This is a genomic window from Micromonospora yasonensis (assembly GCF_026013475.1).
GTDB classification, from domain to species: Bacteria; Actinomycetota; Actinomycetes; order Mycobacteriales; family Micromonosporaceae; genus Micromonospora; species Micromonospora yasonensis.
Genome location: NZ_JAPDPH010000009.1, coordinates 56010 through 70592, shown reverse-complemented (window position 1 = coordinate 70592; position 14583 = coordinate 56010). Strand labels below are relative to the sequence as shown.

General features: G+C 72.5%; 14 protein-coding genes and 2 pseudogenes. 9 read left to right on the top strand and 7 right to left on the bottom strand.

The window, feature by feature from the left end; all coding sequences use genetic code 11:
• Positions 1 to 2: 2 nt before the first annotated feature.
• The 3 genes from pstC to pstB all read left to right on the top strand — a co-directional run bounded on the left by pstC (position 3) and on the right by pstB (position 2981).
• Entirely contained in the window at positions 3 to 989 is a 987-nt protein-coding gene (pstC, locus tag ONA70_RS04065; protein WP_265004962.1) for a phosphate ABC transporter permease subunit PstC, read from the top strand.
• A gap of 109 nt (positions 990 to 1098) precedes the next feature.
• Complete coding sequence (gene pstA, locus ONA70_RS04060) at positions 1099 to 2184, top strand: phosphate ABC transporter permease PstA (RefSeq protein ID WP_265004961.1); 1086 nt, start codon at positions 1099 to 1101, stop codon at positions 2182 to 2184.
• 20 nt (positions 2185 to 2204) lie between these two features.
• Complete coding sequence (gene pstB / locus ONA70_RS04055; RefSeq protein WP_265004960.1) at positions 2205 to 2981, top strand: phosphate ABC transporter ATP-binding protein PstB; 777 nt, start codon at positions 2205 to 2207, stop codon at positions 2979 to 2981.
• Between the two features lie 60 nt (positions 2982 to 3041).
• On the opposite strand, the pseudogene ONA70_RS04050 reads toward pstB, so the two are convergent.
• A pseudogene (locus ONA70_RS04050) lies at positions 3042 to 3591 on the bottom strand (alpha/beta fold hydrolase); the annotation flags it as partial.
• On the opposite strand from ONA70_RS04050, the pseudogene ONA70_RS04045 reads away from it, so the two are divergent.
• Positions 3583 to 3720, top strand: a pseudogene (locus ONA70_RS04045) (WYL domain-containing protein); the annotation flags it as partial. The pseudogenes ONA70_RS04050 and ONA70_RS04045 overlap by 9 nt on opposite strands.
• A 213-nt stretch (positions 3721 to 3933) precedes the next feature.
• Here ONA70_RS04045 and ONA70_RS04040 read toward each other — a convergent pair.
• A complete protein-coding gene (locus ONA70_RS04040; RefSeq protein ID WP_265004958.1) occupies positions 3934 to 4761 on the bottom strand; it encodes an NUDIX hydrolase in 828 nt (275 codons plus the stop codon).
• A 71-nt stretch (positions 4762 to 4832) separates the two neighbouring features.
• Here ONA70_RS04040 and ONA70_RS04035 point away from each other — a divergent pair, with 71 nt between their 5' ends.
• On the top strand, positions 4833 to 5801 hold the full coding sequence (locus ONA70_RS04035) for a Gfo/Idh/MocA family protein (protein ID WP_265004957.1): 969 nt from the start codon (positions 4833 to 4835) through the stop codon (positions 5799 to 5801).
• Between the two features lie 55 nt (positions 5802 to 5856).
• Here the strand turns inward: ONA70_RS04035 and ONA70_RS04030 are convergent, their stop codons facing one another.
• The 3 genes from ONA70_RS04030 to ONA70_RS04020 form a co-directional block, all read right to left on the bottom strand.
• Positions 5857 to 6861, bottom strand: coding sequence for an inorganic phosphate transporter (locus ONA70_RS04030; protein WP_265004956.1), 1005 nt, complete (start codon positions 6859 to 6861; stop codon positions 5857 to 5859).
• A gap of 4 nt (positions 6862 to 6865) precedes the next feature.
• Positions 6866 to 7492 (bottom strand): DUF47 domain-containing protein, encoded by a 627-nt coding sequence (locus ONA70_RS04025; protein WP_148793247.1) that lies wholly within the window; start codon positions 7490 to 7492, stop codon positions 6866 to 6868.
• 132 nt (positions 7493 to 7624) lie between these two features.
• On the bottom strand, positions 7625 to 8602 hold the full coding sequence (locus ONA70_RS04020; protein ID WP_265004955.1) for a PPK2 family polyphosphate kinase: 978 nt from the start codon (positions 8600 to 8602) through the stop codon (positions 7625 to 7627).
• A 157-nt stretch (positions 8603 to 8759) separates the two neighbouring features.
• Here ONA70_RS04020 and sigJ point away from each other — a divergent pair, with 157 nt between their 5' ends.
• The gene (gene sigJ, locus ONA70_RS04015) at positions 8760 to 9716 is read left to right on the top strand and encodes an RNA polymerase sigma factor SigJ (RefSeq protein ID WP_265004954.1); all 957 of its coding nucleotides are present in this window, start codon (positions 8760 to 8762) and stop codon (positions 9714 to 9716) included.
• Between the two features lie 7 nt (positions 9717 to 9723).
• Here sigJ and ONA70_RS04010 read toward each other — a convergent pair whose 3' ends face one another.
• Positions 9724 to 10230 (bottom strand): DUF402 domain-containing protein, encoded by a 507-nt coding sequence (locus ONA70_RS04010; RefSeq protein WP_265004953.1) that lies wholly within the window; start codon positions 10228 to 10230, stop codon positions 9724 to 9726.
• A 124-nt stretch (positions 10231 to 10354) separates the two neighbouring features.
• Here ONA70_RS04010 and ONA70_RS04005 point away from each other — a divergent pair, with 124 nt between their 5' ends.
• Positions 10355 to 12496 (top strand): ATP-dependent DNA helicase, encoded by a 2142-nt coding sequence (locus tag ONA70_RS04005; protein ID WP_265004952.1) that lies wholly within the window; start codon positions 10355 to 10357, stop codon positions 12494 to 12496.
• 32 nt (positions 12497 to 12528) lie between these two features.
• Here the strand turns inward: ONA70_RS04005 and ONA70_RS04000 are convergent, their stop codons facing one another.
• On the bottom strand, positions 12529 to 13824 hold the full coding sequence (locus ONA70_RS04000; protein ID WP_319956147.1) for an AI-2E family transporter: 1296 nt from the start codon (positions 13822 to 13824) through the stop codon (positions 12529 to 12531).
• A 147-nt stretch (positions 13825 to 13971) separates the two neighbouring features.
• Between ONA70_RS04000 and ONA70_RS03995 the strand changes: the two genes are divergently transcribed.
• Positions 13972 to 14319 (top strand): GroES family chaperonin, encoded by a 348-nt coding sequence (locus ONA70_RS03995; RefSeq protein WP_265004950.1) that lies wholly within the window; start codon positions 13972 to 13974, stop codon positions 14317 to 14319.
• An 80-nt stretch (positions 14320 to 14399) separates the two neighbouring features.
• Positions 14400 to 14567, top strand: a complete 168-nt coding sequence (locus ONA70_RS03990; RefSeq protein ID WP_265004949.1) for a hypothetical protein — start codon at positions 14400 to 14402, stop codon at positions 14565 to 14567.
• Positions 14568 to 14583 lie beyond the last annotated feature (16 nt).

The window sequence follows — 14583 nt, the reverse complement described above, 5'->3', positions numbered from 1 at the left end:
ATGTGGCCGAGTCCTCCGGTAACCCTGGTACGCCCGGTCTCGGCGGGGGTGCCGGGCTGCCCCGAGCCAAGGCCTTCGGGGCGGAACGCGCGTTCCGTGGCCTGACCCTGGCCGCCGGCGCCTTCGTGCTGGTGGTCATCGCGGCGATCGCGGTCTTCCTGATCGCCAAGGCCGTCCCGGCACTGCGGGCGAACACCGAATCCTTCTGGACCTTCGAGGGTTGGTTCCCGAACGACAACCCGCCGAAGTTCGGCATCGGCGCGCTCGCCTTCGGCACCGTGCTCACCGCGCTGCTGGCCCTGCTGATCGCGGTGCCGGTCGCGCTGGGCATCGCCCTCTACCTCTCCCACTACGCCCCGCGCCGGCTGGGCAACGGCCTCGGCTTCCTGATCGACCTGCTGGCCGCCGTGCCCAGCGTGGTCTTCGGGCTCTGGGGCCGGGACTACTTCGCCCAGCCGATCGCCGACCTGTCGGCCTGGCTGAACAAGTACTTCAGCTGGATCCCGATCTTCGGCGAGGGCCCGTACGGCAACTCGATCCTGCTCGGCTCGGTGGTCCTGGCGATCATGGTGCTACCGATCGTCACCTCGCTCTCCCGCGAGGTGTTCCGGCAGACCCCGACCGCCAACGAGGAGGCCGCCCTCGCGCTGGGCGCCACCCGCTGGGAGATGGTCCGCACCGCGGTGCTGCCGTACGGCCGTCCCGGCGTCATCGCCGCGGTGATGCTCGGCCTGGGCCGCGCGCTCGGCGAGACCATCGCCCTGGCGCTGACCCTCGGCTCGACCTACGCCATCTCGTTCAACATCCTGCAGAGCGGCGGCAACACCATCGCCGCGAACATCGCGAACCGGTTCGCCGAGGCGAACGACACCGGCCGGGGCGCCCTGATCGCCTCCGGCCTGGTGCTCTTCGCGATCACGCTGATCGTCAACATCACCGCCCGGGCGATCATCTACCGCCGCCGCGAGTTCACGGAGTCTGCGGCGTGAGCGCGAGGACGAGCGTTCCGGGGCCGCTCGCGTGGGACGCGGCGGAGCCGGAATGCGCGCAGGAGCCGGGGTTGCGAGCCCCGCAGTCGCGAACTGAAGGAAGCTCAGCATGACCACCGTCACCACCCACCGCCCGCGGCCGCCGGCTCAGCCGGCCAGCCTGCGGGCCAAGCGGCTTCCGGGGTACGCCGCGCCGGCCATCGCCGTCGTGGCCCTGCTGGCCGCCACCGGCATCGTGTACGGCACCGCCATCGGCGGCCCGGTCCTGGTCGTGGTCGTCGCCGCGCTGCTCTACCTGGCCGGTCTCTTCGCCGCCGCGAACGCGGTGGAGGGCCGCCGGTCCGCCCGCAACCGGACCTGGAGCGCTCTGATCCACTCGGCCTTCGTGCTGGCGGTGCTGCCGCTGGCCTCGGTGGTCTGGACGCTGGTCAGCAAGGGCGCCGAGCGACTCGACGGCAACTTCTTCGGCACCTCGATGAACAACATCGGGGCCCGGGACGCCAACGGCGGCGCGTACCACGCCATCGTGGGCACGCTGGAGCAGGTCGGCATCGCCACCCTGATCACCGTCCCGCTCGGCGTGCTCTGCGCGATCTACGTGGTCGAGTACGGCCGGGGCCGGTTCGCCTTCACCATCCGCTTCTTCGTGGACGTGATGACCGGCATCCCGTCGATCGTCACCGGCCTGTTCGTACTGGCCTTCTGGGTGCTGATCGTCTCGCCGGTGTTCAACGACGGGCGGCCGGGCTTCTCCGGCTTCGCCGCCGCGCTGGCGCTGAGCGTGCTCATGCTGCCCACCGTGGTCCGCTCCACCGAGGAGATGCTCCGCCTCGTCCCGGCGCCGCTGCGCGAGGGCGCGTACGCCCTCGGCGTGCCGAAGTGGAAGACCATCCTGCGGGTCGTTTTGCCGACCGCGCTGCCGGGCATCGTTACCGGCATCATGCTCGCCGTCGCGCGGGCCGCCGGCGAGACCGCCCCGGTGCTGCTCGTCGCCGGCGGCGGCGCGGCGATCAACTTCAATCCGTTCGAGAACAACCAGTCGTCGCTGGCTCTCTTCGTCTACCAGCAGGCCGGTGAGGCCTCGAAGTACTCGCCGGCGCGGGCGTGGACCGCGGCGCTGACCCTGGTCGCCCTCGTCCTCATCCTGACCGTCGCGGCGAAGTTGCTGGCCCGCCGCAACCGGCTCGGCCGATGAACCCCGGAGGTACCACCACCATGGCCAAGCGCATCGAAGCCACCAACGTCACCGCGTACTACGGCGCTTTCAAGGCGATCGAGAACATCAGCCTGACCGTCGAGCCGAAGACGGTGACCGCCCTGATCGGCCCCTCGGGCTGCGGCAAGTCGACCTTCCTGCGGTCGATCAACCGGATGCACGAGGTGCTCCCGGGTGCCCGGGTCGAGGGCAGCCTGACCATCGACGACCAGGACATCTACGACCGGGACGTGGACGTCACCGCGGTCCGCCGGACGATCGGCATGGTCTTCCAGCGGCCCAACCCGTTCCCCACCATGAGCATCTTCGAGAACGTGGTGGCCGGCCTGCGGCTGAACGGCGTGCGGAAGAAGTCCATCCTGGAGGAGGCGGCCGAGAAGGCGCTCCGCTCGGCGAACCTCTGGGGCGAGGTGAAGGACCGGCTCGGCAAGCCCGGCGCCGGCCTCTCCGGCGGCCAGCAGCAGCGGCTCTGCATCGCCCGGACCATCGCGGTCGAGCCGCAGGTGGTGCTGATGGACGAGCCCTGCTCGGCGCTGGACCCGATCTCCACGCTGGCCATCGAGGACCTGATGTTCCAGCTCAAGGACAAGTTCACCATCATCATCGTCACGCACAACATGCAGCAGGCCGCCCGGGTGTCGGACCGGACCGCCTTCTTCTCCATCGAGAAGACCGGCGACCCGGGCCGGCTGATCGAGTACGACAACACCCAGAAGATCTTCAGCAACCCGAGCCAGAAGAAGACCGAGGACTACATCACCGGCCGGTTCGGCTGAGTCGCCGGTTCCCGGTCCGCGAGGGGCGTCGGTCGAGTCGACCGGCGCCCCTCGGCGTGTTCAGCGCACCTTCGCGAAGAACTGCCGGAGGTCCGCCACCAGTAGGTCGGGTGCGTCGTGCGCGGCGAAGTGGCTGCCCCGGTCGTACCCGTTCCACGACACGATGTTCTTGTGGTCCCGCTCGGCGAGCGTACGGATCGACTGGAAATCCCAGGCGAAGTTGGCCAGCCCCAGCGGCACGGGTGGTTACGTTCTGCGGCTCGGTCGAGTGCAGCTTGTCGTAGCCGCCCTTGCGCTGGACGAACCAGTCGGCGAACGCCACCTTGCCCCGCTCCTCCTCGGTGAGCGCGGCCAGCTCGTCGGCGTCCCCGGAGGGCAACGAGAAGACCTGGGTGACGTGGACGCCGAGCACGTGCTCGGGATCGGCCCGGCCCACCTCCGGGGAGACGAACGCGCCGAGGTCGTTGCCGGCGGCGCCGTAGCGGTCGTAGCCGAGGCGGCCCATCAGCTCGGCCCAGGCGCGGGCCACCCGGAAGCGGTTCCACCCGCGCTCCCGGGTCGGCCCGGAGAAGCCGAACCCGGGGACCGACGGAATGACCAGGTGGAAGGCGACGCGGAGACGCTCAGCGTGCTCGGCGCGGCCTGCCGGGACCGGGAACGGCTGCGCTTCGACTACGTCCGGCACGACGGTACGGCGGACTGCCGGGAGGTCGAGCCGTACCGGCTGGTCATCTGGGGTCGCCGCTGGTACCTGGTGGCCTTCGACCGGCAGCGGGACGACTGGCGCACCTTCCGGGTGGCCGCCGGAGCTGGCCGAGGTGCTCCGCGCCCTCGCCGCCCGCTATCTCCGCGCCGTCCCCTGACTGCCGATCTTGCACTTGGGGTTGGTGTTACACGGCGCTTCTCCCCTTTCGTCCCCGCCAGAAGTGCAAGATCGCCGGGTGGAAGGGGCTCAGCGGAGGTGGAAGCGGGGTCCGTCGGCGGCGGAGAGGTCGAGGCGGGGGGTGACGGGCGTGGCGGCGTCGCGGCGGGCGGCGGCGCGGCCCACGTCGTTCAGGTCGCCGGCCGCCGCCACCTGGGCCAGGGTGACCATGGTGGGCGGGAGCATGGTCAGCTCGCCGGCCTCCGCCCGGGCCAGGGCGTCCGCCGGGCGGACCCACAGGGTGTGGTCGGCCTCGCCGGAGACGTCCCGGGTCCGCTGCCCCTCGGGCAGCAGGGCCACGAAGAAGTACGTGTCGAAGCGGCGCGGCTCGAACTCGGGGGTGATCCACCGGCTCCACGGCAGCAGCAGGTCGGACCGAAGGGTGAGCCGGCGGCCGGCCAGCAGCTCGGCGAAGCCGGTACGGCGGGCCTCCAGGTCCTGCCGGGCGGCCTCCCAGTCGTCGCCGCTCACGTCGCCGACCACGGTCCCCGCGCCCGGGCCGGCCAGCAGCACGCCCGCCTCCTCGAAGACCTCCCGGGCGGCCGCGCAGACCACCGCCTGGGCGGCGTCCGGGACGAGATTGAGGCGGTCGCCCCACGCGGCCGGCTCGGGACCCGCCCAGTCCAGGTGCGCCTGGGAGTCGGAGGGGTCCACCCCGCCCCCGGGGAAGGCGTACATCCCGCCGAAGGCCATCGCGGCGACCCGGCGGATCAGGTACACCTCGAAATCGGCGCCGGCCGGCCGGAGCAGCAGCACGGTGGCCGCCACCCGGGGCACGGCCGGCACGCCGCCCTCGGCATGGAACCGGCGGGCGTGCTCCACCAGGGCGGGAGGTGCGGCGAAGCCGTCGTTGGTCATCCGGAAAGACTAGTTCCCGACCGGTGGATCATCCGCCTGGCCGCCGGGCGGTACGGGATACCGTGCCGGCCATGACGCGTTGGGGAATCCTGGCCACCGGGCACATCGCCGGCCGTTTCGCCGAGGATCTGCGGCTGGTGCCGGGGGCCGAGCTGGTCGCGGTCGGCTCGCGGACCCGGGCGAGCGCCGAACTCTTCGCCGCCCGGCACGACGTGCCCCGGGCGTACGCCTCCTGGGCGGAACTGGCCGCGGACCCGGACGTCGACGTCATCTACGTGGCCACCCCGCACGCCGCGCACCACGAGGCGACCCTGACCTGCCTGGCCGGCGACAAGGCCGTGCTGGTGGAGAAGCCGTGCACGCTGGATCTGGCCACCACCACCGATCTGGTGGAAACCGCCCGCCGCCGGGGCCTCTTCCTGATGGAGGCCATGTGGATGCGATGTAATCCGCTCATCCGCAGGGTCGGCGAGCTGATCGCGGAGGGCGTGATCGGCGAGGTGTCCCACGTCCGGGCGGACTTCGGGGCGGCCGGGCCGTTCCCGCCCGAGCACCGGATGCGGGCCCGGACGCTGGGCGGCGGCGCCCTGCTCGACCTGGGCGTCTACCCGGTGAGCCTGGCCCACCTGCTGCTCGGCGTGCCGCAGCACGTGCAGGCCTGGGCGCAGCTGAGCCCGGAGGGCGTGGACGAGAACACCGGCCTGGTGTTCGGCTGGGACTCCGGCGCGGTGGCCGTGTTGAGCTGCGGGATGGTCGGCGCCACCGCGATCACCGCGTCGATCACCGGCACCACCGGCCGGATCGACCTCCCCGAGCCGTTCTACCGGCCGGGCGCGGCGGTGCTGCATCGGCCCGGCGCCGCGCCGGAGACCATCCCGGCGGATCCGACCGGCGGCGGCTACCAGTACGAGGCGATCGAGGTGCAGCGCTGCCTGGCCGCCGGCCTCATCGAGAGCCCGCTGGTGCCCCACTCCGCCACCCTCGAGGTGATGGCCCTCCTCGACGACATCAAGGCCCGCATCGGCGTCTCCTACGCATGAAAGGAGGGGCCCCTTGTTAACAGACGTCTGTTAACAAGGGGCCCCTCCTTTCAACTCAGAACAGCGGGCGGACGAGCAGGTAGGCCAGGCAGGCGATGGCCGCCGCCGCCGGGAAGGTGATGATCCAGGCGACCACGATGTTGCCGGCCACGTTCCAGCGGACCGCCGAGAGCCGCTTGGTCGCGCCGACACCCATGATCGCCGAGGTGATCGTGTGGGTGGTGGAGATCGGGGCCTTCAGCACCAGGGCGTTGAAGTAGAGCACCGCGCTGGCCACCGTCTCGGCCGCGAAGCCCTCCGGCGGGCCCAGGTCGATGATCTTGCGGCCGAGGGTACGGATGATCCGCCAGCCGCCCGCGTAGGTGCCGGCCGCCAGCATGGCCGCCGAGGTCCAGAACACCCACTGCGGGATGTGGGTCTTGTCGTGCTGGTAGCCCCCGGTGTAGAGGGCCAGGACGATGATGCCCATGGTCTTGGCGGCGTCCTGCATGCCGTGACCGACCGACATGGCGGCGGCCGAGAGGGTCTGCGCCCAGCGGAAGCCACGGTTCAGCTTGGCCGGCTGCCCCTTCCGGAACAGCCAGAGGATCGCCAGCATCACCAGGAAGCCGAGCACCAGGCCGACCACCGGCGAGAGCACCATCGGGATGATGACCTTGTCGATGATGTTGCCCCACTGCACGACCCCGTCGGCGGCGAACAGGGTCGCCCCGACCAGGCCACCGAAGAGGGCGTGCGAGGAGGAGGACGGCAGGCCGAAGTACCAGGTGATCAGGTTCCAGACGATCGCGCCGAGCACGCCGGCGAAGACCACACCGAGGCTGGCCACCCCGGTGGGCAGGGTGACCAGGCCGTCGCCGACCGTCTTGGCCACCCCGGCACCGAAGTGCGCGCCGACGAAGTTGCCGACAGCGGCCAGGGCGAGGGCGACCCGGGGGGTCAGCGCCCGGGTGGAGACGCTGGTGGCGATCGCGTTGGCCGCGTCATGGAAACCGTTCGTGTAGTCGAACGCCATGGCGGCCACGATCACCGCCAGCACGGCGATGAGTTCGGGACTCACAGGCTCAGGACTCCTTGACCGCGATGGTCTCGACGGTGTTGGCCACGTGCTCGAAGGCGTCGCAGGCGGCCTCCAGCTCGTCGGCCACCTCCTTCATCTTCAGCACGGTCAGCGCGTCGTACTCACCGGAGAAGAGCCGGACCAGCAGCATCCGGTACGCCTGGTCGCCGTCGTTCTCGAGGCGGTTGCACTCGATCCAGTAGTCCTCGAGGTTCTTCATCGACCGCAGCTGCGGCATGGCGTCGGCGGTGAGCTTGGCCTGCTGGTCGAGCACGTTCACCAGCTCGTGCAGCTCGCGCGGCAGCGCGGGGAGCTTGGTCAGGCCGTACAGGTAGAGCAGGTTGCCGACCGCCTCCAGGTGATCCATCACGTCGTCGAGCAGCGAGCCCAGACGGTAGATGTCCTCCCGGTCGAACGGGGTGATGAAGGTAGAGTTGATCTTCTTGAACAGATCGTGGGTGATCTGGTCGCTGTCGTGCTCGACCTCGGTCAGCCGCTCGCTGACCGACTGCACGTCGACGCCGGGCAGCGCCAACTCGTTGAGGAGCTCGGTACCCCGCACCAGGTTCTGCGCGGCCCTGGTGAAGAGCTCGTAGAAAGCGCCCTCGGTGGGACGGAAGGAAAACTTCACAGCACGGACCTCGTCGTGTCGGTGGAAGGGTGGCCGCCCGCCCTGAAGGGCGTCCGCTCTGCGCATGCTAGGTACCCCGCAGAACCGGGCATCGGCCGGCCCACCCCTGGTCAGGCCCGATTCACCGCTCGTTTACCCGCTGTTCACCTTCGTCGTCCCGCTTCCGCTTCGCAACCGCTGGCGCTCCCGGTCGACGTCGAAATCGGCAGGCGGATACCCCAGATGCAGCGCATCGAACGTCTCCCGCAGCAGGTGCGAAACCGCCCAGTCCCGGTACCACTTGCGGTCCGCCGGCACCACCAACCAGGGCGCGGTGTCCGTGCCGCAGCGGGTCAGGGCATCGGCGTACGCGGCCTGGTAGTCGTCCCAGCGGGCCCGGGTGTCCAGGTCGCTCGGGTTGAACTTCCAGTACTTCGTCGGGTCGGTGAGCCGCTCCATCAGCCGCTCGCCCTGCTCGACGTACGAGATGTGCAGCATCACCTTCACCAGGGTCACCGCGCCGTCCGCCAACTCCCGCTCGAAGTCGTTGATCAGGTCGTACCGGGCCTGCCAGGTGGCCTCGTCGACCAGCGACTCCACCCGGGCGACCAGTACGTCCTCGTAGTGCGAGCGGTTGAAGATCCCCACGTACCCGGGCGGCGGCAGGGCCCGGCGGATGCGCCAGAGGAAGTCGTGCCGCAACTCCTCCCCGGTGGGCGGGCCGAACGAGCGGATGTGCAGCCCGAGCGGGTTCATCGCGCCGGCCACCCGCTTGATCGTGCCGTCCTTGCCACCGCAGTCCATCGCCTGGAGCACCAGCAGCACCCGCTGGGGCCGGCCGCCAGCCAGGTGGGCGTCCGCCTGGCTGGGCGCGCTGGCCGGCGTCTCCGGCCCGGCGGCGCCCTTCGCGGCCGCGTACAGCATCTCCTGTTGCCGGCCGAGCCCCGCGCCGAGCAACTCCACCTGCGCCCGCGCCCACTCCTTGCGCCCCTCGCCGCGGCCGGCCGCCGCCGGCAGCCCTGGGGTCGACCGGGGATCCAGCGCCGCCAGGTCCACCGCGCCGGGGCCCACCCGCAGCAGTTCCCGCATCGACCCGCCCTCGGGCCGCACCACCTCGTCGACTCCGCTCATCCCCCGATCCTCACCCACCCCGCCCACCCCCGCCTCCCGAGCAGGCAGGTGCCCGGGCACGCCCGAGGGCCTCCGGCACGGAGAATAGGTGTCACGTTCGGGGGCGGTGGGGCGTCCAGTGGACGGGGAGAATGTGCGCGCGGGGAGGGAGCGGGTCGTGGGCGATCTGGCGGCGGAGTTCGAGGCGGAACGCGGGCACCTGCTCGCCGTCGCGTACCGGATGCTGGGCAGCTGGAGCGAGGCCGAGGACGCGGTGCAGGAGACCTGGCTGCGGTATTCGGGCGCGCTCGCCGATCCGACCGCCCGGGCCCGGGTGCACCAGCTCCGCGCCTGGCTGACCACCACGTGCTCGCGGATCTGCCTCGACGTGCTCCGCTCCGCCCGGGTACGCCGGGAGGCGTACCCCGGTCAGTGGCTGCCGGAGCCCATCGTGCGCGACCTGCCGACGCCGGACGGCTTCGCCCCCGACCCGGCCGAGCGGGCGGTCCGGACCGACCAGCTCGGCACCGCGCTGCTGGTGGTGCTGGAGCGGCTGACCCCCGAGCAGCGGGTGGCGTTCGTCCTGCACGACGTCTTCGCGGTGCCGTTCGACACGGTCGCCGAGGTGCTCGGCACCACGCCCGCCGCGGCCCGGCAGCTCGCCTCGCGGGGCCGGCGCGCGGTCACCGCCCCCGACGCGCCCCGGCACACCGCCGACCTGGCCGAGCAGCAGCGGGTGCTGGCCGCCTTCTTCGCGGCGGTGGAGTCCGGCGAGCTGGACCGGCTGGTCCGGGTGCTCGCCCCGGACGTGGTGCTGATCGGTGACAGCGGCGGTCACTTCCCGGCGGCCCGCCGCCCGGTGGTCGGCGCCGACCTGGTCGGCCGGTTCATCCTCGGCCTCTTCGGTCAGGCCGGCCGGTACGGCCCGACGCTGCTGGCCCGGCCCACCCTGGTCAACGGGACGCTCGGCTGGCAGGCGGAGACGGTGTACCGGGACGGACGACTGATCCGCATGGTCACCTCGTTCGCCGTGCACCAAGGGGCGATCACCGGCGTGTTCAACCAGCTCAACCCGGAGAAGGTGGGCCACGTGCCGGCGCTCGCGCCGGACGCGGCCTGGCCGCGGCGCGACTGACGCCGGCTCAGACCACCAGCGCCAGCCACTTCCGGTACGACGTGGCGAACGGCTCGGTGCCGTCACCGAGCGCACCGAGGAGCCAGCCGGCCGCCGCCGCGGCCTCCCGGACGACGTCGTCCGGGTAGCCCCAGCGCGCCCGGTGCTCGGCGAACTCGTCCTCGTCACGCAGCTCGACCAGGCCGGTCTCCCGGCGGCGCACCACGTCCAGGTCGAGGTCGACCAGGTGGACGGTGTCCTCCCCCTCCCAGCGGGCCGGAGTGGCGATGTCGCAATAGACCTCGCTGGTGCGGGGCGGTGGGTTGAACATGCCGGTCCACCAGCCGTGCCGCGGCACCAGCAGGACGAACGGGATCTGCTCGACCGAGGGCCGGCCGTGGTAGACCGACTCGGTGCCGGCCGGTACGCCGAGCCACACCCCGAGGTCGTCCTCGGCGAGCCGGCGGGCCGGGTAGTCGCGGTGGGCGCTGCCGTCGTACTTGCGGTAGATCACGCGGACCACGTCGCTCGGCATGACTGGCACCCTAGCCGATTCCGGCCACGCGACGCGATCGGCAGGTAACCGGACGCGACCCGCCGGGAAGCGCCACGCGCCACAGGGCGCAGCCCCTGTCGGCGGGGGCGGGTACGGTCGCACGGTGACCCCGCCCCGCACCGCCACCGGTCCCACCGTCGGTAAGAAGCGCCGAGGTGCCCGGCCCGGCGGCGGTGAGCTGCTGGCCGCCGCGATCGGCGCGGTTCCCGGCGGCGCGGCCCGGCCCGGCCAGCAGCTGATGGCCGAGGCGATCGAGCGGAGCGCCACCTCCGGCGAGCACCTGTTGGTGCAGGCCGGCACCGGCACCGGCAAGTCGCTGGCGTACCTGGCCCCGGCACTGACCGTGGACGGCCCGGTGGTGATCTCCACCGCCACCCTCGCCCTGCAGTCCCAACTGGTCGACCACGACCTGCCCCGGCTGGCCGAGGCGGTGGAACCTCTGCTGGGCCGCCGCCCCACCTACGCGGTGCTCAAGGGGCGACACCACTACCTCTGCCTGGCCCGGCTCGACAGCTCCACCGAGGAAGAGCCGGAGGACACCCTCTTCGACGCCCCCCGAGCCGGCGGCGGCACCAAGTGGCTCGGCGAGGCCGGCCGGCTGGGCAAGCAGGTGCAGCGGCTGCGCGACTGGGCCGAGGAGACCGCCACCGGCGACCGCGACGAGCTGGATCCGGGCGTCGACGACCAGGTCTGGCGGACCGTCTCGATGCCGGCGCGGGAGTGCGTGGGCGCGACCCGCTGCCCGTTCGGGCAGGAGTGCTTCGCGGAAGCGTCCCGGGCCCGGGCCCGGGAGGCGGACATCGTGGTCACCAACCACAGCCTGCTCGCCGTGGACATGCTCGCCGGCCGGCACATCGTGCCGCCGCACAAGCTGCTCATCGTCGACGAGGCGCACGAGCTGGCCGACCGGGTCTCCTCGGCGGCGCAGGCCGAGCTGGTTCCCGAGCTGATCGACCGGTCCGCCCGCCGGGCCCGGCCGCTGCTCCGCCCCGAGGTCGCCGAGCGGCTCACCGAGGCGGGCGACGCCCTCGCGGTGGGGCTGGCCGAGGCGCCGGCCGGGCGGCTCACCGCCGGCCTGCCACCCGCGCTCCGCGAGGCGTGCACCCTGCTCGACGCGGCGACCCGGGCCGCGCTGGAGGCGATCGGGGAGGTCAAGGCGGACGACCCGGACCCGGTCCGCAAGCAGCAGGCCAAGGCGGTGCTGGACGAGCTCTCCACCACCGCGCAGCGGCTGCTGGAGGAGGCCGACCACGACGTGGCCTGGGTGGAGAGGCCGGAGAACGGCAGCCGGCGGGCGCTGGTGGTCGCACCGCTCTCGGTCGCCGGCACCCTCGCCACCCACCTGTACGACGAGCGCACCGTGGTCGCCACCTCGGCCACCCTGGCGCTGGGCGGTCGCTTCGACACGGTGGCCCGGGCGCTGGGGCTGGAGGCGCCCCCGCCCACCCCGCCCTCCCCGGCCGCCGCCGCGTTGGCCACTGCGGCCGCCGCCGGCCGCGCCACCGCCCCCGCCCCGGTGGCGAGCACCGAGGCCAGCCGGGCCGCAACCGGCACCGTACCGGCCACCGAGGGGCCGGGCTGGCGGTCGCTCGACGTCGGCTCGCCGTTCGACTACGCCCGGCAGGGCATCCTGTACGTCGCCGCGCACCTGCCCCGGCCCAGCGTCTCGGGCCTGCCCGAGGCGGCCGGCGAGGAGTTGCTGGCGCTCGTCGGGGCGCTCGGTGGGCGTACCCTCGGGCTCTTCTCCTCGCGACGGGCCGCGCAGCAGGCGGCGGAACTGCTCCGCGTGCGGACCGACCTGCCGGTGCTGCTCCAGGGCGAGGAGGCGCTGCCGCTGCTGGTCCGCCGGTTCCGGGCGGAGCGGGAGAGCTGCCTGTTCGGGGTGATGTCGCTCTGGCAGGGGGTGGACGTGCCGGGTGACTCGTGCCAGCTCGTGGTGATCGACCGGCTGCCGTTCCCCCGGCCGGACGAGCCCCTCGCGGCGGCGCGGGCGGCGGCGGTGGACGCCGGCGGCGGCTCGGGCTTCGCGGCGGTCAGCGTGCCGATCGCGGCGGTCCGGCTGGCCCAGGGCGTCGGCCGGCTGATCCGGGCCACCGGTGACCGGGGCGTGGTGGCGGTGCTGGACTCCCGGCTGGAGACCGCCCGCGGCTACGGCCCGTTCCTGCGGCGCTCGCTGCCGCCATTCTGGTACACCACCCGCCCGGACGTGGCCCGCGGCGCCCTGGAACGCCTCGGCAAGAGCTGACGCCCGCGCCTCCCCTGCGGGCGACGCGAGCGTCAGCGTGCCTGGGCGGCGACCACCACGGCGTCCGGCGGGGTGTCCGGCACGGTACGCGCGGCGAGCCGGCGGACCGCCGTGTTCAGCACGGCGATCAGCGGCACCGCGACCAGCGCGCCGGCGATCCCGGCGAGCACCACCCCGGCGGCGATCCCGATGATCACGGCGAGCGGGTGGACGGCCACCGCCCGACCCATGATCAGCGGCTGGAGCACGTGCCCCTCCAGTTGCTGCACCCCGATCACCGCGCCGAGGATGATCAACGCGGTCACCGGTCCGCTGTCGACCAGCGCCACCAGCACGGCGACCCCACCGGAGAGCGCGGCTCCGACGATCGGGATGAACGCCCCCAGGAAGACCAGCGCGGCCAGCGGGAACGCGAACGGGACATTGAAGATGACCAGGAAGATGCCGATACCGACGGCGTCGATGAAGGCGACCAGCACGGTGGCCCGGACGTACGCGCCCAGCGTGGCCCAGGAGGCCCGGCCCGCGTCGTCGACCTTCCAGCGCGCCTTCACGGGCAGCAGCCGGACCAGGAAGCGCCAGATCTTGTTGCCGTCGCGGAGGAAGAAGAAGGTCGCGAAGAGCACCAGGATGATGCCGGTGAGCACCTCGGCCAGGGTGGCGGCGGTGGAGAGGGTGGCGCTGGTGAACGTCTTGGAGTTGCCGCTGATCCACTCCTGCGCCTGGTCGATGTAGTGGTTGATCTGGCTGTCCGACACGTGCAGCGGGCCGGTCTTGAGCCAGTCCTGGATCTGCCGGACGCCCTGCGACGACTTGTCGCTGAGCTCCGGCACGCCCGCGATGAACTCGTTCACCACCAGGGTGAGCGTGCCGACCACCGCGGCCAGGCCGCCGACCAGCACCACCCCGGTCGCCAGCGAGCGCGGGAAACGGGCCTTGAGCAGCCAGCCGACCGCCGGGGCGAGCAGCGCCGAGAGCAGCAGCGCGATCGCCAGCGGGATGATCACGACGCGGATCGTGCCGATGATCCTGAGCAGCGCCCAGGCCACGAGGCCGACCACGATCAGCCGCCAGGACCAGGCCGCGGCGATCCGCAGCGCGTGCGGCACCTCGGTGTCGTCCCGGCTCGACGTGGTGGCGTACCCCGCCGCGGGCGGTTGCGCGCCGGCCACGGTCGCCGTAGCCGGCGCCTCCGGCCTCGGCGAGGGCACACCCGGGTCCTCCGGCGCGCGCTCCGGGTCGACCCGGTTGGCCCGCGCCGATTGCCGGCCGGATTCGTACGCGCGGCGGAGCCGTTCACGCAGCGCCTCGAAGCGGCTCAAGCGCACCTCCCGCTAACTTGGCCCACCCACGTCACAGGGGGGTCAGGATACGTCCGTCCGCCCCACCCTAGGGCGACTCCGCCACACTTGCCCCCCGCCTGTTGCGCTCAACCACCGGAGAATCGACCTTGGCGCACGCGGTAGCGTCTTCGCGTGACCGCCGACCAGTACCTCGACACCGGCCTGCCGATCCGTCTGCTGCACGACCGTGTGCTGGTGCGTACCGAGAACGGCGAGGGTGAGCGCCGATCCACCGCCGGCATCGTGATCCCGGCGACCGCCGCCGTGGGCAAGCGGCTGGCCTGGGCCACCGCGGTGGGCGTGGGCCCGCACGTGCGCGCCATCGTCGCGGGTGACCGGGTGCTCTTCGACCCCGACGACCGGTCCGAGGTCGAACTGCACGGCCGGGCGTACGTGCTGCTGCGCGAGCGCGACGTGCACGCCGTCGCCGCCGAGCGGGTGGAGAACTCCTCGACCGGCTCGACCGGCCTCTACCTGTAGGACCCCCACCCGCCCCCGGGCGCCGTTTGTACCGCTGCCCGGCGGGAAGCCCAGGCACCTCAGCGCCCTGGGGAGGGACGATGCCGGTACTGCTGAAGAAGATATTGACCTGGGGATTCTTCGCGTTCCTGATCTACTTCCTGGCGTTCCGGCCGGACGGCGCCGCGCAGGTCTTCAAGGGCATCGGGGCGGGCCTGATGGCCATCTTCCAGGGCTTCGGCGACTTCATGACCGGCCTGATGTCCTGACCCCACCGCGCGCCCG

Excerpts from the sequence above, each read along its gene's own strand:
- pstA (WP_265004961.1), top strand. The coding sequence starts at position 1,099 with ATGACCACCGTCACCACCCACCGCCCGCGGCCGCCGGCTCAGCCGGCC.
- pstB (WP_265004960.1), top strand. The coding sequence starts at position 2,205 with ATGGCCAAGCGCATCGAAGCCACCAACGTCACCGCGTACTACGGCGCT.
- ONA70_RS04040 (WP_265004958.1), bottom strand. The coding sequence starts at position 4,761 with ATGACCAACGACGGCTTCGCCGCACCTCCCGCCCTGGTGGAGCACGCC.
- ONA70_RS04035 (WP_265004957.1), top strand. The coding sequence starts at position 4,833 with ATGACGCGTTGGGGAATCCTGGCCACCGGGCACATCGCCGGCCGTTTC.
- ONA70_RS04020 (WP_265004955.1), bottom strand. The coding sequence starts at position 8,602 with ATGAGCGGAGTCGACGAGGTGGTGCGGCCCGAGGGCGGGTCGATGCGG.
- ONA70_RS04010 (WP_265004953.1), bottom strand. The coding sequence starts at position 10,230 with ATGCCGAGCGACGTGGTCCGCGTGATCTACCGCAAGTACGACGGCAGC.
- ONA70_RS03990 (WP_265004949.1), top strand. The coding sequence starts at position 14,400 with ATGCCGGTACTGCTGAAGAAGATATTGACCTGGGGATTCTTCGCGTTC.